The 21,768-nt window shown below is 70.0% G+C and carries 20 protein-coding genes; 9 read left to right on the forward strand and 11 right to left on the reverse strand.

What is annotated here, in order from left to right; translation table 11 throughout:
• Positions 1-83: 83 nt before the first annotated feature.
• Both OG811_RS10575 and OG811_RS10580 read left to right on the forward strand, forming a co-directional pair.
• Positions 84-1,397 (forward strand): PLP-dependent aminotransferase family protein, encoded by a 1,314-nt coding sequence (locus tag OG811_RS10575; protein ID WP_406073786.1) that lies wholly within the window; start codon positions 84-86, stop codon positions 1,395-1,397.
• Between the two features lie 7 nt (positions 1,398-1,404).
• Entirely contained in the window at positions 1,405-2,409 is a 1,005-nt protein-coding gene (locus OG811_RS10580; protein WP_406073787.1) for a D-alanine--D-alanine ligase, read from the forward strand.
• Between the two features lie 100 nt (positions 2,410-2,509).
• Here OG811_RS10580 and OG811_RS10585 read toward each other — a convergent pair whose 3' ends face one another.
• From OG811_RS10585 to rpmH, 9 genes are all read right to left on the reverse strand, one after another.
• The gene (locus tag OG811_RS10585; RefSeq protein ID WP_406075641.1) at positions 2,510-3,391 is read right to left on the reverse strand and encodes a hypothetical protein; all 882 of its coding nucleotides are present in this window, start codon (positions 3,389-3,391) and stop codon (positions 2,510-2,512) included.
• Positions 3,392-4,567: 1,176 nt separating this feature from the next.
• Entirely contained in the window at positions 4,568-5,599 is a 1,032-nt protein-coding gene (locus OG811_RS10590; protein ID WP_406073789.1) for a ParB/RepB/Spo0J family partition protein, read from the reverse strand.
• Between the two features lie 27 nt (positions 5,600-5,626).
• A complete protein-coding gene (locus OG811_RS10595) occupies positions 5,627-6,598 on the reverse strand; it encodes a ParA family protein (RefSeq protein WP_406075643.1) in 972 nt (323 codons plus the stop codon).
• A gap of 609 nt (positions 6,599-7,207) precedes the next feature.
• Entirely contained in the window at positions 7,208-7,918 is a 711-nt protein-coding gene (gene rsmG / locus OG811_RS10600; RefSeq protein WP_406075644.1) for a 16S rRNA (guanine(527)-N(7))-methyltransferase RsmG, read from the reverse strand.
• 142 nt (positions 7,919-8,060) lie between these two features.
• On the reverse strand, positions 8,061-8,741 hold the full coding sequence (locus OG811_RS10605) for a protein jag (RefSeq protein ID WP_406073790.1): 681 nt from the start codon (positions 8,739-8,741) through the stop codon (positions 8,061-8,063).
• Between the two features lie 214 nt (positions 8,742-8,955).
• Complete coding sequence (yidC, locus tag OG811_RS10610) at positions 8,956-9,951, reverse strand: membrane protein insertase YidC (RefSeq protein ID WP_406073792.1); 996 nt, start codon at positions 9,949-9,951, stop codon at positions 8,956-8,958.
• Positions 9,948-10,244 carry a membrane protein insertion efficiency factor YidD gene (gene yidD, locus OG811_RS10615; protein WP_406073793.1) on the reverse strand — a complete coding sequence of 99 codons (297 nt, stop codon included), beginning with the start codon at positions 10,242-10,244 and terminating at the stop codon, positions 9,948-9,950. The genes yidC and yidD overlap by 4 nt, the downstream gene beginning before the upstream one ends.
• Positions 10,241-10,657 carry a ribonuclease P protein component gene (gene rnpA, locus OG811_RS10620; protein WP_406073795.1) on the reverse strand — a complete coding sequence of 139 codons (417 nt, stop codon included), beginning with the start codon at positions 10,655-10,657 and terminating at the stop codon, positions 10,241-10,243. The genes yidD and rnpA overlap by 4 nt, the downstream gene beginning before the upstream one ends.
• Positions 10,658-10,691: 34 nt before the next feature.
• Positions 10,692-10,829 carry a 50S ribosomal protein L34 gene (gene rpmH, locus OG811_RS10625; protein WP_406073797.1) on the reverse strand — a complete coding sequence of 46 codons (138 nt, stop codon included), beginning with the start codon at positions 10,827-10,829 and terminating at the stop codon, positions 10,692-10,694.
• Positions 10,830-11,454: 625 nt separating this feature from the next.
• On the opposite strand from rpmH, the gene dnaA reads away from it, so the two are divergent.
• The 5 genes from dnaA (at position 11,455) to OG811_RS10650 (ending at position 17,855) form a co-directional block, all read left to right on the forward strand.
• Positions 11,455-13,281 carry a chromosomal replication initiator protein DnaA gene (gene dnaA, locus OG811_RS10630; RefSeq protein WP_406075646.1) on the forward strand — a complete coding sequence of 609 codons (1,827 nt, stop codon included), beginning with the start codon at positions 11,455-11,457 and terminating at the stop codon, positions 13,279-13,281.
• Between the two features lie 774 nt (positions 13,282-14,055).
• On the forward strand, positions 14,056-15,189 hold the full coding sequence (gene dnaN / locus OG811_RS10635) for a DNA polymerase III subunit beta (RefSeq protein ID WP_406073799.1): 1,134 nt from the start codon (positions 14,056-14,058) through the stop codon (positions 15,187-15,189).
• A 39-nt stretch (positions 15,190-15,228) separates the two neighbouring features.
• A complete protein-coding gene (gene gnd, locus OG811_RS10640) occupies positions 15,229-16,101 on the forward strand; it encodes a phosphogluconate dehydrogenase (NAD(+)-dependent, decarboxylating) (protein ID WP_406073801.1) in 873 nt (290 codons plus the stop codon).
• Positions 16,102-16,117: 16 nt separating this feature from the next.
• On the forward strand, positions 16,118-17,251 hold the full coding sequence (gene recF, locus OG811_RS10645; protein ID WP_406073803.1) for a DNA replication/repair protein RecF: 1,134 nt from the start codon (positions 16,118-16,120) through the stop codon (positions 17,249-17,251).
• Positions 17,241-17,855, forward strand: coding sequence for a DUF721 domain-containing protein (locus OG811_RS10650; protein WP_406073805.1), 615 nt, complete (start codon positions 17,241-17,243; stop codon positions 17,853-17,855). Before recF ends, OG811_RS10650 begins: the two co-directional genes overlap by 11 nt.
• A 9-nt stretch (positions 17,856-17,864) precedes the next feature.
• Here OG811_RS10650 and OG811_RS10655 read toward each other — a convergent pair whose 3' ends face one another.
• The gene (locus tag OG811_RS10655) at positions 17,865-18,092 is read right to left on the reverse strand and encodes a hypothetical protein (protein ID WP_406073807.1); all 228 of its coding nucleotides are present in this window, start codon (positions 18,090-18,092) and stop codon (positions 17,865-17,867) included.
• 117 nt (positions 18,093-18,209) lie between these two features.
• Here OG811_RS10655 and OG811_RS10660 point away from each other — a divergent pair, with 117 nt between their 5' ends.
• Positions 18,210-18,722: a MarR family winged helix-turn-helix transcriptional regulator gene (locus OG811_RS10660; protein ID WP_406073808.1), complete on the forward strand. Its 513-nt coding sequence runs from the start codon at positions 18,210-18,212 to the stop codon at positions 18,720-18,722.
• Here the strand turns inward: OG811_RS10660 and OG811_RS10665 are convergent.
• Positions 18,707-19,261 carry a hypothetical protein gene (locus OG811_RS10665; RefSeq protein WP_406073809.1) on the reverse strand — a complete coding sequence of 185 codons (555 nt, stop codon included), beginning with the start codon at positions 19,259-19,261 and terminating at the stop codon, positions 18,707-18,709. The two genes, OG811_RS10660 and OG811_RS10665, sit on opposite strands and share 16 nt — an antisense overlap.
• Before the next feature lie 521 nt (positions 19,262-19,782).
• Between OG811_RS10665 and gyrB the strand changes: the two genes are divergently transcribed.
• Positions 19,783-21,729 (forward strand): DNA topoisomerase (ATP-hydrolyzing) subunit B, encoded by a 1,947-nt coding sequence (gene gyrB / locus OG811_RS10670; RefSeq protein ID WP_406073810.1) that lies wholly within the window; start codon positions 19,783-19,785, stop codon positions 21,727-21,729.
• Positions 21,730-21,768 lie beyond the last annotated feature (39 nt).

Consider the following 21,768-nt stretch of genomic DNA (forward strand, 5'->3'; position numbering starts at 1 on the left):
CATTTGGGTGTCCCCGCCGCCATGGTCACCGGGGTGTGGGGTACCCGGGCGGGAGCCGCCCGAGCAGCGATCGAGGTGAGGTCATGACCGGCACAACGCTCGACGACTACACCGACCGGTACGCCCGGCGGGTACGCGGGATGACCGCCTCCGAGATTCGAGCATTGTTCGCGGTGGCCAGCCGCCCGGAGGTCGTCTCGCTCGCTGGCGGCGCACCGTACATCGCCGCACTGCCCCTGGACGCGGTCGGTGAGATGCTCGGCCGGCTCGGCTCCGAGCACGGCGAGACCACCCTTCAGTACGGCATCGGTCAGGGCACCCTCGAGCTGCGCGAACGGATCTGCGAGGTGATGTCGCTCTCCGGGATCGACGCCGCGTGCGGCGCTTCCCCTGAGGACGTCGTGGTCACCGTGGGCGGGCAGCAGGCACTGGACCTGGTGGCCCGACTCTTCCTCGACCCGGGTGACGTGGTGCTCGCCGAGGGGCCCACGTACGTCGGCGCGCTCGGAGTGTTCCAGGCCGCCCAGGCACAGGTTGTGCACGTACCGATGGATGCGGACGGCCTGATCCCGGAGGCGCTGGAGACGGCCATCGCGGACCTGGCCCGCGCGGGCCGGCGGGTGAAGTTCCTCTACACGATCCCCACCTACCAGAACCCGACCGGCGTGACACTCAGCGAGGAGCGCCGGGAACGGGTGCTCGACATCTGCGAGCGCGCCGGCCTGCTCGTCGTCGAGGACGACCCGTACGGTCAGCTTGGCTTCGAGGGTGAGGCGCCGGCTCCCCTGCGGGCCCGCCGCCGGGACGGGGTCTTCTACCTCAGCACCTTCTCCAAGACCTTCGCGCCCGGGCTGCGGGTCGGTTGGATCCTGGCGCCGCACGCGGTCCGCGACAAGCTGGTCATCGCCAACGAGGCGCAGATCCTCTGCCCCAGCGGCTACGCCCAGGCCGCGGTGGCCACCTATCTGCGCACCATGCCCTGGCGGCAGCAGCTCAAGGTCTATCGCGAGGTCTACCGGGAACGCCGGGACGCCCTGCTCGACGCGATGGCCGACCTGATGCCCGAGGGCACCAGCTGGACCACACCGGCCGGTGGTCTCTTCGTGTGGGCCACCCTGCCTGACGGGCTCGATTCGAAGGCCATGATGCCGCGAGCGGTCGCCGCCCGGGTCGCCTACGTGCCCGGCACCGGTTTCTACGCCGACGGCACCGGCACCGGCACCATGCGGCTGAATTTCAGCTTCCCGCCGCCAGAGCGGATCCGCGAGGGCGTCCGCCGGCTGGCCGGTGTGATGGAGCAGGAAATCGCCATGCGCCGGGTCTTCGGTGCCGTGGGCGGCGCCACTGGCCGACGCGGCCGGGCCGGCTCCGACGTGCCAGGGCCCGACTTGGCATGATGCCGGCATGGGTACGACCGCCGCCGAGCGCCTCCTCGTGACCGATCCCACCGTCTCGACCGACTTGCGCGTTGTAGTGCTCGCAGGTGGGCTTTCCTACGAACGGGACGTGTCACTGCGCTCCGGTCGCCGGGTGCTCGACGCACTGCGTGCCATCGGGGTGGAGGCCGAGCTGCGGGACGCCGATGTGGCGCTGCTGCCGGCGCTGGGCGCCGATCCGCCGGACGCCGTGGTGATCGCACTGCACGGGGCCACCGGCGAGGACGGCTCGCTGCGCGGAGTGCTGGACCTGTGCGACATTCCGTATGTCGGCTGCGACGCCAGAGCCTCCCGAGTCGCCTGGGACAAGCCCTCGGCCAAGGCGGTGCTCCGCGAGGCCGGCATCCCCACCCCGGACTGGGTGGCCCTACCGCACGATCGCTTCTCCGAGCTTGGCGCGGTCGCCGTGCTGGACCGGATCGTCGACCGGCTGGGCCTACCGCTGATGGTCAAGCCCGCGCAGGGCGGGTCAGGGCTGGGTGGCGCGGTGGTCCGCGACGCCGCGGCGATGCCGGCCGCGATGGTCGGCTGCTTCGCGTACCACTCGACCGCGCTGGTGGAACGGTACGTGTCCGGCATAGACGTGGCGGTCTCGGTGGTCGACCTCGGCGACGGACCGCAGGCGCTGCCGCCGGTGGAGATCGTGCCGCGCAACGGCGTGTACGACTATGCCGCCCGCTACACGGCGGGGCGCACCACCTGGCACGCTCCGGCCCGGTTGGCCCCCGAGGTGAATGCCACGGTCGCTGACGTCGCCCTGGCCGCGCACGCCGCGCTGGGTCTGCGGGACCTCTCCCGCGTCGACGTGATCGTGGACGCTGCCGGCCAGCCGCACGTGCTGGAGGTCAACGTCTCACCGGGCATGACGGAGACGTCACTACTGCCGCTCGCCGTGCAGGCGGCGGGGCTGGACTTCGGCCGGCTCCTCGGCACCCTGGTCGCCCGCGCAGCGGGCCGCCTCACCACTCACTGACCCACTCACCAGGGCGCGGTGCTGCCCAGGGCCGACCATGAGGTTGGCGCGGGTGTCGCAGGCCCGGGGTTGCCGTCGCCATCTCATGGTCGGTCCAGCATCAGTTGGTGGTGCGTACGTCAGGCTCGTCGGGACCGTTGGTGTGTGAGGTCGCGCCAGGTGCCGCACCGGCGGCGCTGATGTCCGGGGTGCCGCGCTTCGGGGTGCTGGCGCCCGAGGTGCCGCTGTCCTGGGCGGCCGGTTCGGTGGCCTCGTCGGCTGGGCCGCGGCGGACTGCGGGTCCGTTGGTGGACGGCCCCACCGCGTCGGCGGCCGACGCTGGGGCTGGGGCCGCGGACGGTGGAGTGCCGGACGTGCCGCTCGCCACGTGGGTGATGGATGCCGACGGGATGGTTCTACCCGCTGGATCGGTGACGGTGCTCGTAGAGCCAGCATCGGGGTCCGTGTCCACGAGGATGGGATCGACTGAGGGCGCCGTATCGCCGTCGGTCGGATCGTCGTCGGGAGTGGAGTCGAGCGCTGGCTCCGGGATCTCCTCAGCCGCCTCGATGACCGAGACAGCCTCCGCCGCAGCCGCCTCCGCTGCGGCAGCCACGGCAGCGGACTGGGCCAGGAGGCTGGACGGTGCCTGCCACTGGATGCGCGGCGGCTCGGCGAGGGGGCGGCCACCAAACTCGGCGAGCCAGGCGGCGACGAGCGCCAGATTCTCCCGCCACTGCGCCTCGGAGATCGGGGGGAGGATCGAGTCCCACAGTGACAGGAAAGTGCCCCGCAGCTGAAGGCGCCCATACGGCCGGGCGAGGAACCACATGTGCAGGTGAGCGGAGCCATCGCCCCACCGGTTGACGTGCACCCGCGCCACGCCGTCGAGAGACCGGATGGCCCGCTCCAGACGAACGGTCATCACCCCCAACTCGGCAGCGAGCAGGTTCGGTAGGTCACCGAGGTCGAGGTGGGTCCGCGATTCCAGGATGAGCACCATGGGCAGCCCGGTAGGCCGGTCCATGGCGCGTACCCGCCACCGCTCTCCGACCCAGATGTAGGCGTCGTCGGGTGCGTTGCAGGCGGTGCATTCCCGGAGACCCTCGCCCTTCCGGGGCGGTTCGACCGGGACCGGATCATCGAGCTGCTTCACGTGGAGGTCGCCCTCGAAGGGGAACGACGGCCACTGGGTGAAGTCCGGGACTGAGGGAGGGGTGTCGTGCACGACGCTGACCCTAACCGAGTCTGGCACCGCTGTCCTTACCTGTTTGATCGGTCCCGGCCTACCGGATCAGCGCCCTTCGTCGGTCGAGTGGGCCCGGTCACCACTGTGCCGTAAAAGCGATATCCACAGGCTGCCGAGATCCTGAACACAGGCCGTCATCCACAGGCTCGCACCCGCTCCCACGCGCTGTTTCACGTGAAACGGGGGGTGCCTGTGGATAACGGGTGTGGATAACTTTTTGGCCCGTCGGTCGTTGCCCGCGAACGCTGGACCGACAGACCGGGGACTGCCCACCGTCGGTCCGCCGGGATGACCCGCGAGGCTGCCCAGCCGGTCCGAGGCGATCACCGGCCACTGTGCTCGCCGGCCAGGGCTGGCCGGCGCAGCGCGCCGCGCCGGTACGAGGCATGCAGGTGCAGCGGCGGTCGCTGGTCGGGTTGTGCCCAGCCCTCCATCGGTCGTGCGCCCTCAGCCTTGAACCGCGGACTGCGGACGGCCAACGAGAGGCGATCAGGCGATCGGGCGGCTCGGTTTGGCGCTCACGCGCAACGAGAGAGCCTCGGGATGGCCGAGTCGACCGCAACTACCCCCTGCGGCGCACGAGCCGGCAGCGGGCCACTGGGCGGCGCGCAAGGACACTCATGGTCATCCTCAGGCACCCCCGGTACGCCGCAGCCCTCTCGGCGGCCACCGTTTCACGTGAAACAGGCCGGAGTGGTGCCCCGTTGAGGCGAGCGGATCGCGAGCGACGACCGAGGGTCCGGGCACGGGTGACGACCGAGGGTCCGGGCACGGGTGACGACCGAGCGCCTCGGTCGCTCCCACACCGGCGGCAACGGAGACCGACAGCGAAGCGAAGACCAGCTTTGCTGTTTCACGTGAAACACGCGGGCCGGATGCAGAACGGCCGCGCACCCCTCGGGGTAGCGCGGCCGTTGGCGGAGGGCGGACTCAGTCTCCGTCCCCGCCCTCCTCCTGTTGCACTCCGATGATCCCGACGATCCGCTCAAGGTCGTCCACCGTCGCGAACTCGATCGTGATCTTGCCCTTGCTCCGGCCGATGTCCACCTTCACCCGGGTGTCGAACCGGTCGGACAGTCGATCGGCGAGATCGGTCAGGGCCGGCGCGTGCGCCTTCGGCCGACGCTTCGCGGCCTGACCCTTGGCCGGTCCGTCGTTCAGTGTCAGGGCCACGATCTCCTCGGTCGCGCGAACCGACAGACCCTCGGCCACGATCCGCAACGCCAACTGTTCCTGCGCCTCGGCCTCGTCGAGGCTCAGCAGGGCGCGGGCGTGGCCCGCCGACAGGATCCCGGCGGCAACCCGACGCTGCACCTGAGCCGGCAGGTTCAACAGCCGGATCGTGTTGGAGATCTGTGGGCGGCTCCGGCCGATCCGACGGGCCAACTCCTCGTGGGTGGCCCCAAACTCCTCCAGCAGCTGCTGGTAGGCGGCGGCCTCTTCTAGGGGGTTGAGGTTGGCTCGGTGGATGTTTTCGAGGAGGGCGTCGCGGAGCATGGCGTCGTCACGGGTGTCCCGGACGATCGCCGGGATGTTCTCCCGCCCCACGGCCTGGGCGGCCCGCCAACGCCGCTCGCCCATAACCAGCTCGTACTTCTCGTCGTCGAGCTGCCGGACGACGATGGGCTGAAGAAAGCCCACCTCCTGGATCGAGGTCTTGAGCTCCTCCAGTGCCTCCTCATCGAAGACCTGGCGGGGCTGCTTCGGGTTGGGCAGGATCGCGTCGACCGGGATCTCAGCGAATCGAGCTCCGGGCACCGGACTGAGCGCGGGCTGCTCCGGCTCGTGAACTGGCACCGCGGCGGCGGGCACCGCGGAGACGGCTGCGGGGCCCGCATCGTCCACGTACTCGTTCTCGTGCTCCGGTTCGGCCGTCACGGTGCCAGCGGCACCCGGCACCGGTCCGGTCGGGATCAGCGCCCCCAGGCCCCTACCCAGGCCGCCCCGAGGACGGTTCTTCATGCCACGCCTCCCAGCGACTCGTCCGCACTACGCATTCCGGCCCACCGGCTCCTTGACGCCACGCTCGGCGATCTCCTGGGCGGCTTCGAAGTAGCTCGTGGCGCCCCGCGATCCGGGATCGTAGGTCATCACCGACTGGCCGTAGCTGGGGGCCTCGGAGACCCGGACGTTGCGGGGGATGACCGCCTGGAGAACCTTGTCGCCGAAGTGGTTCCGGACATCCTGCTCGACGGCGTCGGCCAACCGGGTGCGGCGGTCGTACATCGTCAGCAGGATGGTGGAGACATCGAGCTTCGGGTTGAGGTGTTGGCGCACCAGGTTGATGTTGTTGATCAGCTGGTTGAGCCCTTCCAGGGCGTAGTACTCGCACTGAATCGGGATCAGCACCTCCTGCGCGGCAACCAGGGCGTTGACCGTGAGCAGACCGAGCGAGGGCGGGCAGTCGATGAAGACGTAGTCGAACTCGCCCGGGTACGCGGCGATCGCCCGGTCCAGGCGCGACTCCCGCGCCACCACCGACACCAGCTCGATCTCCGCGCCGGCCAGGTCGATGGTCGCGGGTACGCACCAGAGGTTGGGGATGCCCTCGACCGCCTGCGCCACCTCGGCCAGCGGCACGCTGTTGATGAGGCAGTCGTAGACATCCGGGATTCCGGTGTGGTGGGGGACGTTGAGCCCGGTCGAGGCGTTGCCCTGCGGGTCCAGGTCCACCACCAGCACCCGGTTGCCGTGCAGGGCGAGCGCCACCGCAAGGTTGACGGTGGTCGTGGTCTTACCCACGCCACCCTTCTGGTTGGCGACGCACATGACCCGCGTCCGGTCCGGCCGAGGCATGGTCACCTCGCCACTTGGATTCAGGATCTGCACGGCGCGCATCGCCTCCATAGCCAACGGTGGGTCATCCTCTTCGCGCGTCGGGGTTTCACGTGAAACGTACGTGGGATCGGCCGCCACGGCAGCCAACGACTCGGTCGAAGCGACCGGTGCATTGGCGATCACTGGCGTGGAGTCCCGAACAACCGCCGTGGGTTGGTGCGGGACCGTCGGCTCGAAGCGAACCGCGGCGGCGGTGTTGCGTCGGCCCGAGGTCGACCGCACCTCGGCGGCGTTGACCGGGCGACTCAACCCCTCCGGCGTCCGACGAACACTCGTCGACTCCGGGGTGGCTGATCCCTCCGGCCGTTCCGAGACCGCAGCTTCGCCACGCAGCGCGGGCGGATCGGCGTCCGCAGGTCGGGTCGATGGCCCGGTCGCCTCGGGCGACCAGCTCGGGTAGTCGGTTTCACGTGAAACGGGATCGCTGGTTGACCCGGTCACGCGTGGATCGTCGTACCTGCCGTCGTCATGCACCTGTCATCCCTGCCCGCTTCGGATGGTCGGTCCGCGCCCCGGTCAACTTGGCCACACCCACGCTCGCTTCCCGGAGCGTACGGCCCTCGGGAGCGGTCGGAGACCCGCGACGTCCGTCGCCCGCTCCACACACTATCGACGCGCGATCAGCCTACGGCGGACGGGCGCGGCCGGTCCACGTCGGGTTCTCAACTCCTCGTCCATCCGTACCGGTACAACGAGGCAACCCACCGGCCGGAAGCCCGATGGCGCGAAGTGTCAGCGTCGGCGGGGGCGTCCGTCCCGCGAGCGCTTGTTGGCCGCCGGGCGCGCAGGGCCGATCATCCGCTCGCGCACGATCTCCACGACGGTGGCGGGCGGATCAATCACCCCGACGCCACAGAGGTGCACGGTCGGCTCCCCGCCACCGAGACGCGCCACCACCTCGGCGTGCTCCTCGATTTCGGCAGCGGCGGACGAGCCCTTCAGTGCCAGCAGACGGCCACCACGGACGGCCAGGGGGAGGCTCCAGCCTGCCAGGCGATCCAGCGGTGCGACCGCGCGAGCGGTCACCACGTCGCCGCTGATCGGCTCCCGGCCGGTCAATCCGGTGGCCGCCTCGTCTGCCCGACCGCGGAACACCCGCACCGACTTCGCCAGACCGAGTTGCTGGACGACCTCGATCAGGAACGACGTCCGGCGGGCGAGTGGCTCGATCAGGGTCACCGTGAGGTCGGGGCGCGCGATGGCCAGGACCAGACCCGGCAGACCGGCACCGGAGCCGACGTCGAGCACGGTCGCGCCAGACGGAATCCGCTCGGCGATGGCGGCACAGTTGAGCAGGTGCCGGTCCCAGATGCGGGGTGCCTCCCGAGGACCGATCAGACCGCGGACAACGCCGTCAGTGGCCAGCAGTTCGGCGTACGCGGCGGCCAGGTCGAGACGATCGCCGAAGAGGGCCAGTGCGGCCGGCGCCAGCTCGGGCGGCAGCGCCGCGTCCTCTGGCGACGGGGCGGTGTCGCGCCCAGTCGAGTCGGCGTCAGCGGTAGCGGGCCGGGCAGCGGACGGCCCGGGCAGCGTGCCGCCCGGGCCGGTCACGGCGTCGGCCGTGATGTCCTCGTGGGTCACCCGGTCAGTCCGCCGGCCGTACGACGATGCGCCGGTTCGGCTCCACACCCTCAGACTCGCTCTCCACGCCAGACATGGCGTTGACCACGTCGTGCACGCACTTCCGCTCGAACGCGGACATCGCATCGAGCCGGACCGGCTCGCCGTACTCCTTGACCTTCTCGACGGCGTTCTTGGCGACCGCGGCGAGTTCCTTGCGGCGGTTGGTCCGGTAGCCGCCGACGTCGAGCAGCAGGCGGCTCGGCGTCCCGGTCTGCCGGAAGACAGCGAGGCGGGTCAGCTCCTGGAGCGCCTCCAGGGTGGCCCCCCGCTGGCCGACCAGATTCTGCAGCCGCTCGCCGACCACCTCGACCATCGGGCGCCCGGCGGCGACCAGCTCGTCGATGTCGCCGTCGTAGTCGAGGATGTCGAGCAGCCCTTCGACGTAGTCAGCGGCGATTTCGCTCTGCCGGAACAGGTCACCCTCGCCTACCGCCTTCTTCACCCGGCCGCCAGCGGCAGCCCCGATGTCCGCGGCCCCGGTGCCATCGCCGTCATCGTCGGCCTCGGTGCCATCGCCGTCATCGTCGGCCTCGGTGTCATCGCCGTCGTCGTCGGCCTCGGTGTCGTCGCCGTCCACAGCGAGCGTCGCGGTCTCCTCCTCGTCCAGGGACTGCTCGGCGCGGGGGATGCTGGTCTCGGTCACGGTCTCATCTCCGTACTCGCTCGGCCGGACCCTCGGGTCCGACTGGTTTCCCGGGGCCGGCGGGAGGTCACCGGTGCCCACGGGCACGTCTGTACGGGCAGTGTCGCCCGTGGCCGCGCGATGCGCGGTCGGTTCCGCCCGGCGCCGGCCATACGGCGGCTGCACGCTGCGGAACGGGCCGCCGCCAGTTGCCCGGCGACGGCCCCTTACCGGATCAGCCCTGCCGCTTGGCGGGGCGGCTCTTCTTCGGGTTGTTCATCGGCTTGGCGCCCGGCTTCGGCCCGGCCACCTTGGGCGCGGTCGCCTTGACCGGTGCCGGCGGGGCCGACTTGCCCCGACCGAACAGGCCAGCGGACTTGGCGGGCTGCGCGGGGTTACGAGTGGCGGCGGGGGCGACGGCCTTGTTGGCGGTCACCGGCGGCGGGAACTTCCGCAGCACCCACTGCTGCTGGCCGAGGGTGAAGAGGTTGTTGGTGACCCAGTAGATGATCACGCCGATCGGGAAGATCGCACCGGAGATCAGCAGCGAAGCGGGGATGCCGTAGAGCATCAGGCGCTGGATCATGCGCTGCTGCGGGTCCTCGGCCCAGCCGGTCTTGAGGATCATCTGACGGCTGGTCAGGTAGGTGGTCGCGATCATGACCAGAACCAGGAGGCCGGCAATGATCTTGACGGTGCTGCCGTTGGCGCCGAGGCGGGCCAACTCGTCGGCGGTGGACCCGAACTTGCCCGACAGCGGCGCGGTGAAGAGCTTCGCGTGCGAGGCACTGTTGAACTGGTCGACGGTCCAGCCGTAGATCGTCTTCTTGTCTTCCGGCTTGAACGGGTCGAGCCGGCGCAGGACGTGGAAGAGGCCGAGGAAGACCGGGATCTGAAGGAACATCGGAAGGCAACCCATCAGCGGGTTGGCCTTCTCCTTCTTGTAGAGCTCCATCATTTCTTTCTGGAGCGTCTCCCGGTCACCCTTGTGCTTCTCCTGAAGCTCCTTGACCCTGGGCTGGAGCGCCTGCATCGCCCGCTGCGACTTGATCTGCTTGACGAAGACCGGGAACAGGATCACCCGGACGGTGACCACCAGGAAGACGATGGACAGGATCCAGGCGAAGTTGGTGCCGAGCACCGCGCCGACCGGTACCCCGATGGCGTCCCAGGCAGAGTGCCAGGTCAGCAGGATCCACGAAATCGCGTAGTAGATCCAGTCGAGACTCAATTCGGGGCTCCAGTCGCATCAGCACGGCGGCGGCCGCCCGGCTCCGGCACCGGGTCATGTCCACCAGGGTGGAAGGGGTGGCAGCGCAACAGCCGCCGGACCGCCAGCGCGGCTCCCCGGAGCGCGCCGTGCCGAGCGACCGCCTCCTGGGCGTACGCACTGCACGACGGGTAGAACCGACAGCGGGCCGGCAGAGCCGGACTTATCCACCGACGGTACGCGATGATAGGCGCAATCAGCACCTTGGCACCGGTTGTCAACCGGCGTGGGCTGGTCTGGTCGGTGCCGCTCATCGGGACCGCCGTTCGCGGGGTGACCGGGCGACCGCGATGGCGGCGTCCAGGTCGGTGGCGAGCCGAGGGTACGACGCCTCCGCCGCTGCGGGGAGCGCCCGGACGACCAGGGTGCTGCCGGCCGGCAGGGCGGTCAACCGTTCCCGGACCAGTGCCCGCAGTCGGCGCCGGACCCGGTTACGGGTCACCGCGTTGCCGACGGCTTTGGACACGACGAAGCCGGCGCGGGACGGCACGGATGAGTGCTCCGCACTGTTGTCCCGCACCGGCTCCGGCGAGGTCGGTGTGCTGGGGTCGGCGGTCGCCGGCACGGTCAGGTGGACCACGACGGCACCACGTCCGGCACGTCGGCCACCGCGAACCGCTGCGGCGAAGTCAGTGCTGCGCCGCAGTCGTTGCGCGGCGGCCAGCACGATTGCCCACGTCCCCTGGACCCGCCCGGTCGGCTCAGGCCGACAGTGCGGTGCGACCCTTGGCGCGACGGCTCGAGAGGATGGCACGGCCGGCACGGGTGCGCATGCGCAGCCGGAAGCCGTGGGTCTTCGCGCGCCGGCGGTTGTTCGGCTGGTAGGTGCGCTTGCTCACGTCAGGCTCTCCGTTTTCGTACGCGCCCCGCGCGACGGGATCGCCGGGGTCGTGTGGTGGTCCAGGCCACCTCGACGGTGGCCCACGATCGGTGCTGTCCGGCGGAGCGGGACCTCGGCAGAGCGCGGATGCGACCGCGGACAGCAAGCACCCATCACCCTAGCAGAGGGCGAGAAAGCAGCCGTTCCAGCCTACGCAGGGGTGCAATGACCGTCAAACACACCGAGCAGCGGACAACAGGACGCGCCCGAGGCCGAAGGACGGTTTTCGCTGATGCCGACAAGGGCGCCGCCGCGTCGCCGGTTGATGGCGCAGGGACAACGCTGTTACCGTGCCCGATTGCGGTGAGCGTCGGAAGCTCCGATCGTCGCACAGGCAAGACCGGACAAGGTAGTGAATCGTTCGGCACGGTGAACCCGCTTCAGCGCCCGTTCAGGCAGTGGCAGGTCGCACCCGCGTCCGGCGGCGGCCACAATCGGTCGGTACACAGGCTGTGGATAACTTGTGGATGACCACCGGTCGACCGTCCGGGTGGGTGTTGTTCCACCCGCGAACGCGGCGGGCCCGGGACGGCCGGCTGGCAGACAGCGGCGGCCGGGAGCAGAGGCGAGGGGGTGGCACGACGGTGGCCGGTACGACCGACCTTGCCGCGGTGTGGTTAGCGGCGACCGACGAGCTGGCCGACGAGATCATCTCCGCCCAGCAGCGTGCCTATCTCCGACTGACCCGGCTGCGGGCGATCGTCGAGGACACCGCGCTGCTCTCCGTCCCGGACGCGTTCACCCGCGACGTGATCGAGTCACGGCTGCGCCCGGCGATCACCGAGGCGCTGACCCGCCGACTCGGCCGGCCGATCCAGGTCGCGGTCACCGTTCGGGTGGCCGAGGACGCCACGGGCCGACCGGCGGGCACCGTTTATCGCAGCGCCCCGGAGACCGGGCCGCTCGACGTCGAGGGCCCGGCCGCCACACCGTTCGACGATGACCAGGACGTCCGGCCGGTTGCCGACGCGATGATCCCTGAGCAGCCTCCCGCGGCGCGTGCGCCCGAGCCGGCCGCGCCACCCGCGCCGGCGGGTCCGCCGCTCGCGCCGACCGCTGACGGGCATCGTTCAGGGCTGATCCCGGCCAGCAGGGACGGGCAGGAGGCGCTGTTCAGCGCCGCGTTCGCGGAGCCCATGCGGCCGTCCCGACCGGGGCCGGACCGGCGCGGCTACGACGAGCAGGCTCGCCTGGACTCGCCCGGCCCGGACACCCGGCCCTACGAGCCCCGCTACCGGGAAGACTCGGCGTCGCCTCGCGACCAGCACGTGATCCGCGCGCTGCCCCGGGACAGCGGAACGGACAGCGGCCCGGGCCGCAGCGCTGTGGACCATCGGGCGGGTGGCCGCGACGACCGCCGGCTGCCCGGTGCCGACACCGGCGGCAACCGGCTCAACCCGAAGTACATGTTCGAGACGTTCGTCATCGGCTCGTCCAACCGGTTCGCGCACGCGGCGAGCGTGGCGGTGGCGGAGTCACCGGCGAAGGCGTACAACCCGCTGTTCATCTACGGTCACTCCGGGTTGGGCAAGACTCACCTGCTGCATGCCATCGGGCATTACGCCACGACACTCGGCAACGCCCGCTCGGTCCGGTACGTCTCGACCGAGGAGTTCACCAACGACTTCATCAACTCGCTCCGGGACGACAAGACCAGCGCGTTCCAGCGGCGCTACCGGGACGTCGACATTCTGCTGATCGACGACATCCAGTTCCTGGAGAACCGCGAGCGCACCCAGGAGGAGTTCTTCCACACCTTCAACACCCTGCACAACGCCAACAAGCAGATCGTGATCACCTCCGACCGGTCGCCGCGCCAGCTCGCCACCCTTGAGGACCGGATGCGAACCCGGTTCGAGTGGGGGCTGCTGGCCGACATCCAGCCGCCGGATCTGGAGACCCGGATCGCGATCCTGCAGAAGAAGGCGGCGCAGGAGCGGATGTACGCCCCGCCGGACGTGTTGGAGTTCATCGCCTCCCGGGTGTCGAACTCGATCCGGGAGTTGGAGGGGGCGCTGATCCGGGTGACGGCGTTCGCCAGCCTGACCCGCTCGACCGTCGAGCTGTCACTGGCCGAGGAGGTGCTCCGGGACTTCATGCCCGACGGCGCCGGGCCGGAGATCAACGCCGACCAGATCATGGCCTCGACCGCCGACTACTTCGGAGTGAGCCTGGAGGACCTGCGCGGTCAGTCCAGGTCCCGGGTGCTCGTCAACGCCCGGCAGGTGGCCATGTACCTGTGTCGGGAGTTGACCGAGCTGTCGCTGCCCCGCATCGGGCAGGCCTTCGGTGGGCGGGACCACACCACGGTGATGCACGCCGACCGGAAGATCCGTCAGCAGATGGCCGAGCGCCGCTCGCTCTACAACCAGATCGCCGAGCTGACCAACCGGATCAAGCAGAACACCTGAGGCGTACGCCAGCCGTCGCGACGGCACGCAGCCCGGGACACGCCCGGCCGGATCTCCGGCCGGGCGTTCTTTTTTCGTCCTCACCTGGACTCTCGACATGGTGTAGGCCACAGCATTGAGGCCGTGACCGCCTCGACTCCCACTCGTTGTCCACAGCTCGTTGTCCACCGTCGGTGGATAACTACGGCCCGCCTTTCCCTGGTTACCCACAGGCTGTGGAAAAACCCTGTGCACGACCCTGTGGACGCCTGGGGACAACCGTCACGTTTTCCACCGACGAACGCCACCCTGTGTACGAGCTGTTGAAGGTTCTGTGGATGAAAGCAATGATGATCTTCACCGTCATCCACAGACTTGGGGAGAAAGTCGGTGGATAACCGGTGGACAACCGGTGGACAACGGTGGACAACCGGCCGCCGAGACCGGGCTGTGGACACGCAAGCCGGTTGTACCCCCGGTTATCCACAGCTAAATCACCGGTGGATAACCTGTCTGAGCTGCGCAGACCCCGCTTTTCCACAGTTTGCACAGGTGCGATGAAGACTATGAGTTATCTCTTCTAAGAGAACAAAAACCAATCATCACCGTTGGGCTTTCTGTGGATCGGGCCGAACGCTGCCGGATCAGCCGGTCAGCACCGACGCGATCCATGGGGTCGGGCGCACAGCCGATACCCCCGCGCCCTAAGGTGCGATGGGTACCCGCACGGTTGGCGGGACGGTAGGCAGCGGTCGGCATGAGACAGTTGTCGCTGACGTCGACGCGGAGGCATTGATGAAGTTCCGAGTGGAGCGCGACGCGCTCGCCGAGGCCGTGGCGTGGACCGCGAAGAGCCTGCCCAACCGGCCATCCGTACCGGTGCTCGCCGGGGTGATGCTCCGCGTCACCGACGGCAACCTGCGGGTGTCCGGCTTTGACTACGAGGTCTCCAGCCAGGTGACCGTCGAGGTGCAGGGTGACGCCGACGGCGCCGCGCTCGTCTCCGGCCGCCTGCTCGCCGAGATCACCAAGGCGCTGCCGGCCAAGCCGGTCGACATCGCCGCGGTCGGCGCTCACCTCGAGCTGGTCTGCGGCAGCGCCCGGTTCACCCTGCCCACCATGCCGGTGGAGGATTACCCCGCGCTGCCCGAGATGCCGCAGAGCGCCGGCACGGTCGACGCTGCCGCGTTCGCCACCGCCGTCTCCCAGGTGGCCATCGCGGCCGGCCGTGACGAGACGCTGCCGATGATGACCGGCGTCCGCGTCGAGCTCTCCGGCAACACGCTGTCGATGCTCGCCACCGACCGTTACCGGCTCGCCCTGCGCGAGATCCAGTGGCAGCCGGACGACCCCGAGGTGAGCATCAACGCCCTGGTGCCCGCCCGCACCCTGAACGACACCGCCAAGGCCCTCGGCCCGCTGGGCGGCGAGGTCACGCTCGCGCTCGCGCAGGGCGCTGCGGGTGAGGGCATGGTCGGCCTGGCCGGCGGCACCCGACGCACCACCAGCCGCCTGCTCGACGGCGCCAACTACCCGCCGGTGCGCTCGCTCTTCCCGGCCACCCACAACGCTGCGGCCCGGGTGCCGGTCAGCGCCCTGATCGAGGTGGTCAAGCGGGTCGCGCTGGTGGCCGAGCGGACCACCCCGGTGCTGCTCAGCTTCAGCGCCGACGGCCTGGTGGTCGAAGCCGGCGGTTCCGAGGAGGCACGGGCCAGCGAGGCGATGGAAGCCACCTTCACCGGCGAGGCGCTGACGATCGGGTTCAACCCGCAGTACCTCATCGACGGCCTGACCAACCTGGGCTCCCAGACCGCCGTGCTCTCGTTCGTCGACGCCTTCAAGCCCGCAGTGATCTCCCCCGCAGGCGAGGATGGCGAGGTCATTCCGGGGTACCGGTACCTCATCATGCCGATTCGCGTTTCTCGCTGATCGCGCCCAGCAACACCAGATCCACGGAGGTAGAAACACATGCAGCTCGGCCTTGTAGGGCTCGGCCGGATGGGCGGCAACATGCGGGAGCGGCTGCGTGCCGCTGGTCACGACGTTGTCGGCTTCGACAACAACGCGCAGCTGAGCGACGTCGCGACCCTCGCGGGCCTGGCAGCGAAGCTTGAGTCGCCGCGCGCGGTCTGGGTCATGGTGCCCGCCGGTGTCACTGACACCACCATCGACGAGCTCGCCGCGGTCCTCGGCGAGGGCGACATCATCATCGACGGCGGCAACTCGCGCTTCAGCGACGACGCCCCCCGGGCCGAGCGGCTCAACAAGCTGGGCATCGGCTACCTCGACGTCGGTGTCTCCGGCGGCGTCTGGGGCCGGCAGAACGGCTATGGGCTGATGGTCGGCGGCGCCCAGGAGCACGTCGACCGGCTGATGCCGATCTTCGACGCGCTCAAGCCGGAGGGCGAGTTCGGCTTCGTGCACGCCGGGCCGGTCGGCGCCGGGCACTACTCGAAGATGGTGCACAACGGCATCGAGTACGGCCTGATGCACGCCTACGCCGAGGGCTACGAGCTGATGGCCGCCTCCGAGCTGGTGACCAACGTGCCGGGGGTCATCAAGTCCTGGCGAGAGGGCACCGTCGTCCGCTCCTGGCTGCTCGACCTGCTGGACCACGCGCTCGACGAGGACCCGGAGCTGGCCGAGCTGAGCGGCTACACCGAGGACACCGGCGAGGGCCGGTGGACCGTCGACGAGGCGGTCCGGCTGGCCGTGCCGCTGAACGTCATCACCGCCTCGCTGTTCGCCCGGTTCGCCTCCCGGCAGGACGACTCGCCCGCCATGAAGGCCGTCGCCGCGCTGCGCCAGCAGTTCGGTGGCCACGCCGTCCACAAGCGCTGAGCGGTATCCACAACCTGTGTACGTTCACCGGCTGGAACTGGTCGACTTCCGCTCGTACGAGCGGGTGGCCGTCGACCTTTTGCCGGGGGCGAATGTCCTGATCGGCGCGAACGGCGTCGGCAAGACCAATCTCGTCGAGGCGCTGGGCTACGTGGCGACCCTGGATTCACACAGGGTCGCCACGGACGCACCTCTGGTCCGGATGGGCGCCGCGTCCGCGGTGATCCGCTGTGCGGTGGTCCACGAGGGACGCGAGCTCCTGGTCGAGCTGGAGATCGTGCCCGGCAAGGCCAACCGGGCCCGGCTGGGTCGATCACCGGCGCGGCGGGCTCGGGACGTACTCGGTGCCCTGCGACTCGTGCTCTTCGCCCCGGAAGACCTTGAGTTGGTCCGCGGCGACCCGTCCGAGCGCCGCCGCTACCTGGACGACCTGCTGGTCAACCGGCAGCCCCGGTACGCGGGCGTGCGGGCCGACTACGAGCGGGTGGTCAAGCAGCGCAACGCCCTGCTGCGCACCGCGTACCTGGCGCGCAAGACCGGCGGGTCACGCGGCGGCGATCTTGGCACCCTCGCCGTCTGGGACACCCACCTGGCCCAGCACGGCGCGGAGTTGCTCGCCGGGCGACTGGAGCTCGTCGCCGCGCTCGCCCCGCACGTCGCCAAGGCTTACGACGCGGTGGCCGCCGGTCGGGGCGCGGCGAGCATCGCCTACCGGCCCTCGATCGAGCTGGCCGAGCCGACCACCGACCGGGCCGCGCTGGCCGACGCACTGACCGCTGCCCTGGCCGCGTCCCGCTCCGCCGAGATCGAACGGGGCACCACCCTGGTCGGCCCACACCGTGACGAGCTGGCGCTGACCCTCGGCCCACTGCCCGCCAAGGGGTACGCCAGCCACGGCGAGTCGTGGTCGCTCGCGCTCGCGCTGCGGCTGGCCGGGTACGACCTGTTACGCGCCGATGGCATCGAGCCGGTGCTGGTGCTCGACGACGTCTTCGCGGAGTTGGACACCGGCCGCCGGGAGCGGCTGGCGGAGTTGGTCGGCGGGGCGAGTCAGCTGCTGGTCACCTGCGCGGTGGACGACGACGTGCCGACCGCCCTGCGCGGCACCCGCTACCAGGTAGGCGAAGGGACGGTACGCCGTGTCGGATGAGCCACGCACCAACCGCCCCGCGGCCGGCGGAGGCGACGCCGCGGCCTCGCGTGTTCCTGAGGCGAAGGCGACGGGCGGTGAGCCGGCGGCCGCCGCCAGTGGGCCGGAGTTGGCTCGGGCGGTGCTCGACGCGGCGCTGTCCCGGCGGCAGGCGGCGGCGCGCGCCCGGCGTGCCCCCGGCGGAAGCGGCGACGCTGCCGGCGGTTCGGGGCGGCGGTTGCGTGGCTACTCCGGCCCGGGCCCGGACCCGCGCGATCCGCAGCCGCTCAGCGTGGTGCTGAACCGGCTGGTGAAGGCGCGTGGCTGGCAGCAGCCGGCGGCCGAGGCCACCGTGTTCGGTGCCTGGGAGCGGGTCGTCGGCGCAGAGGTCGCCCAGAACAGCCGCCCGGTCAAGCTGGAGAACGGCGAGCTGACCGTGGAGGCGCGGTCGACCGCGTGGGCGACCCAGTTGCGGCTGCTCGCCGGCTCGCTGCTCAAGCAGATCGCCAGCGAGGTCGGCCACAACGTCGTGCGCAAGCTGCACATCCACGGCCCGGCCGCGCCCTCCTGGGCGAAGGGGCCGCGTCGGGTACGCGGCCGGGGCCCACGCGACACGTACGGCTGAGCTGGCTTCTCAGCTCCGCCGGTCGGCCTCGGGGGCCGTCCGCTTCCGTTCGCGCTGCTCCCGGGTGTAGCGCTTGCGCTCGGCCAGGTCGCGTTTCCACGCCTCGCGGGCCTCGGCGGAGCCGCCCTGCACCGCACCCTGCACACCCTCGGCCGGGCCGGCGAGGTGCAGGAAGACCCAGCGCAGGAATCGGCCGCCTTCGCCGGGGGTCCTGGTGACCGCGCTGTCCTCGCTCATCTGCCGCCCTCTCCGCGTTGCGTCGTGCCGCCCGTCGAACGAGCAGATCATTGGGCCACCAATGGTTGGTGCACCAATGATCGGTACGATAGTCACCGTGCTAGGGGAGGGCAACCGATGAGCGAACAACCGGACGGCGTCGACCCGCTGGCGCTGGAGCAGCAGGTGTGCTTCGCACTCTCGGTGGCCGCGCGCAGCGTGGTGGCCGTCTACCGGCCGCTCCTGGAACCGATGGGGCTGACCCATCCGCAGTACCTGGTCATGTTGGCGCTCTGGCAGCACGCGCCGCTGTCCGGTCGCGACCTCAGCCGCCTGTTGCAGCTCGACCCGGGCACACTGTCACCCCTGCTCAAGCGACTCGAAGCGACCGGTTACCTGCGGCGGGAACGTGACCCCGGCGACGAGCGCAGCCTGGCGGTCACCCTCACCGCCAGCGGTGCCGCGCTCCGGAGCCAGGCAGAGTCGATCCCGGCCGCGATCGTGCAGCGACTCGGGCTGCCCGTCGAGGACCTGCAACACCTGCACGCGGTGCTCACGCAGGTGATCGCGGCGGCCAACCGACCGACCGGCGACGAGACCGCCCGGGAAACCGACCCGGCGCTCGGCGCGGCGGCTCAGGCGTCGGCGTAGACGGCGAAACCGCGCTCGGCGCAGCGCCGGTAGAACGCGGCCAGCACGCCCAGCTCGGCGCAGGTGAAGTTCCACTGCGGCGGGTCGCCGCGCTCGTCGCGCAGTGCGTCGAGCCGGCTCTCCAGCCACCGCAGCTGCTGCTCGGCCAACCTGCCGTCGCCGAGCAGCGAGCGCAGCACCGTGCTCACCGACTCGAAGGTCACCGCCTCGCCATCCGGGCGGTGCCCGGCCACGAACCTCTCGATACCGCTGGCGATCCAGGAGCAGCCGTCCGGGTCGATCACCGGATCCTCGTCCTCGGCGGCGGCATCTGTGGCGTACAACACACCTTCGAGGCCGAGGAGTAGATCCACCAACTCGGTGTACGCGGTCGCCCGGATGGTGCCGGTCTTCGCGATGAGTTCAGCCAGCGCCGCCGTCGGCGCGGAGATCCGCGGCAGATCGACGATTTCGCCGAAGTCGACGAACTCGGCCGGCGCGACCGGATCGTAGAAGCGGCCGGTCCGCGGCCAGTGCACCGCGACGTTGTCCAGCCCCATCTGTCACCTCTTCGAGAGCATGTGTCGGGTCGATCGAGTCGATCGTCCCGGTTCCGGCCGGTAAAGATCAAGGCTCGTGCCGGGGCGCCGCAAACGTACGGCACGGACGCTTTCGCCGCGACCCCCGACCCACCCGACCGCGGGTCAACGCGTCCGGGGGCGGCGCGTGCGATCGGGGCCTGGCGTGTGGGGGGAGTCGCGGGCAACGGGATTCTGCCGGCTACGGACTTCTCAGCCGCCTCTCTGAGGGTGCCGAGTGGTGGTTCTGTCCTCCACGCACAGTAGGATTGACAGCGAGACGAAGACCCGGTGCGGGAGAGGGACGGGGCCAGCGGGCCCAGGTTCATTCTCCACGTCGGGTCGAGCCGATCGCGATCCGCGGGCAACCGCGGCGACCGGCGCGTTCGACCCGTTGTCCGGAGGTCTCCGGCACCGGTCCGCGCGCCGACGTCGCGTCCTGTCCGCCGAACCCGCGCCCGACGCGCCCTACTGGCGTGGCTGACGCGAGAAAGTGGCCGAGGGTGGCAGCGCAGGACAAGCAGGAGTACGGCGCAGAGTCGATCACCGTTCTCGAAGGGCTGGAGGCGGTCCGCAAGCGGCCCGGTATGTACATCGGGTCCACCGGCGAGCGTGGTCTGCACCACCTCGTCTGGGAGGTCGTCGACAACGCGGTGGACGAGGCGCTGGCCGGTTACTGCGACACCATCGATGTCGTGCTGCTCGCCGACGGTGGCGTCCGGGTCACCGACAACGGTCGGGGCTTCCCGGTCGACCTTCACCCCAAGCTCAAGAAGCCGGGTGTCGAGATCGCGCTGACCGTGCTGCACGCGGGTGGCAAGTTCGACGGCAAGGCGTACGCGGTCTCCGGTGGTTTGCACGGCGTCGGCGTGTCCGTGGTGAACGCGCTCTCCACCCGGATGGCCGTGGAGATCCACAAGTCCGGTTTCGTGTGGCGGCAGCAGTACAACAACTCCAAGCCCGGCCCGCTGGAGAAGGGCGAGACCACCGACCGCACCGGCTCGGCCGTCTCCTTCTGGCCCGACCCGGACGTTTTCGAGACCACCGACTTCGACTTCCAGACCATCTACCGGCGCCTGCAGGAGATGGCCTTCCTCAACCGGGCGCTGCGCATCCACCTGCTCGACGAGCGGGTGGCCGAGGAGGAGGACGGCCGGCAGCGCGAGGTGACCTTCCTCTACGAGGGCGGCATCGCCGACTTCGTCCGGCACCTCAACGCCTCGAAGAGCCCGATCCACAAGACCGTGGTCGAGTTCGGCGCCGAGGAGGAGGGGATGTCGCTCGAAATCGCCATGCAGTGGAACGAGTCGTACGGCGAATCGGTCTACACCTTCGCCAACACGATCAACACGCACGAGGGCGGCACCCACGAGGAGGGCTTCCGGTCCGCGCTGACCAGCGTGGTCAACCGGTACGGCACCGACAAGAAGCTGCTCAAGGGCGACGAGAAGCTCTCCGGCGAGGACATCCGCGAAGGGCTCGCGGCGATCATCTCGGTCAAGCTGGCCAACCCGCAGTTCGAGGGCCAGACCAAGACCAAGCTCGGCAACACCCCGGTGAAGAGCTTCGTGCAGCGGGTCTGCAACGACCGGCTGGTCGACTGGTTCGACCGCAATCCGGCCGAGGCCAAGATGATCATCACCAAGGCATCCCAGGCGGCTCGGGCCCGGATCGCCGCGCAGCAGGCGCGCAAGCTGGCCCGGCGTAAGTCGCTGCTGGAGTCCGGCTCGATGCCGGGCAAGCTGGCCGACTGCCAGTCCACCGACCCGCGCGAGTCCGAGGTGTTCATCGTCGAGGGTGACTCGGCCGGTGGCTCGGCCAAGCAGGGCCGCGACCCGCGGACCCAGGCGATCCTGCCGATTCGCGGCAAGATCCTCAACGTGGAGAAGGCCCGGATCGACCGGGTGCTGAAGAACAACGAGGTCCAGGCGCTGATCACCGCGCTGGGCACCGGCATCCACGACGACTTCGACATGGAGAAACTGCGGTACCACAAGGTGGTGCTGATGGCCGACGCGGACGTCGACGGCCAGCACATCCAGACGCTCCTGCTCACCCTGCTGTTCCGCTTCATGCGTCCGCTGGTCGAGATGGGCCACGTCTACCTGGCAGCTCCGCCTCTCTACAAGATCAAGTGGAACAAGAAGGGCGACGACGCGCAGTACGCGTACTCCGACCGCGAGCGGGACGGGCTGATCGCACTGCGCCAGCAGAAGAAGCCGAATGCCAAGCCGGACGACATCCAGCGCTTCAAGGGCCTCGGCGAGATGAACTATCCCGAGCTGTGGGAAACCACGATGAACCCGGCGACGCGTACCCTGCGTCAGGTCACTCTCGACGACGCGGCGACCGCCGATGAGTTGTTCAGTGTGCTGATGGGTGAGGACGTGGAGGCGCGCCGGTCGTTCATCCAGCGCAACGCCAAGGACGTGCGGTTCCTGGATATCTGACGGGCCGCGGTGGGTCGGCCGGGCGCTGCCCGGTCGATC

The sequence above is a fragment of the Micromonospora sp. NBC_01638 genome (genome assembly GCF_045209745.1).
GTDB lineage: Bacteria > Actinomycetota > Actinomycetes > Mycobacteriales > Micromonosporaceae > Micromonospora.

Coding starts and splice junctions, on each gene's coding strand:
- OG811_RS10575 (WP_406073786.1), top strand. CDS start 84: ATGACCGGCACAACGCTCGACGACTACACCGACCGGTACGCCCGGCGG.
- OG811_RS10580 (WP_406073787.1), top strand. CDS start 1,405: ATGGGTACGACCGCCGCCGAGCGCCTCCTCGTGACCGATCCCACCGTC.
- OG811_RS10585 (WP_406075641.1), bottom strand. CDS start 3,391: ATGGTGCTCATCCTGGAATCGCGGACCCACCTCGACCTCGGTGACCTA.
- OG811_RS10590 (WP_406073789.1), bottom strand. CDS start 5,599: ATGAAGAACCGTCCTCGGGGCGGCCTGGGTAGGGGCCTGGGGGCGCTG.
- yidD (WP_406073793.1), bottom strand. CDS start 10,244: ATGAGCGGCACCGACCAGACCAGCCCACGCCGGTTGACAACCGGTGCC.
- dnaN (WP_406073799.1), top strand. CDS start 14,056: ATGAAGTTCCGAGTGGAGCGCGACGCGCTCGCCGAGGCCGTGGCGTGG.
- gnd (WP_406073801.1), top strand. CDS start 15,229: ATGCAGCTCGGCCTTGTAGGGCTCGGCCGGATGGGCGGCAACATGCGG.
- OG811_RS10655 (WP_406073807.1), bottom strand. CDS start 18,092: ATGAGCGAGGACAGCGCGGTCACCAGGACCCCCGGCGAAGGCGGCCGA.
- OG811_RS10660 (WP_406073808.1), top strand. CDS start 18,210: ATGAGCGAACAACCGGACGGCGTCGACCCGCTGGCGCTGGAGCAGCAG.
- OG811_RS10665 (WP_406073809.1), bottom strand. CDS start 19,261: ATGGGGCTGGACAACGTCGCGGTGCACTGGCCGCGGACCGGCCGCTTC.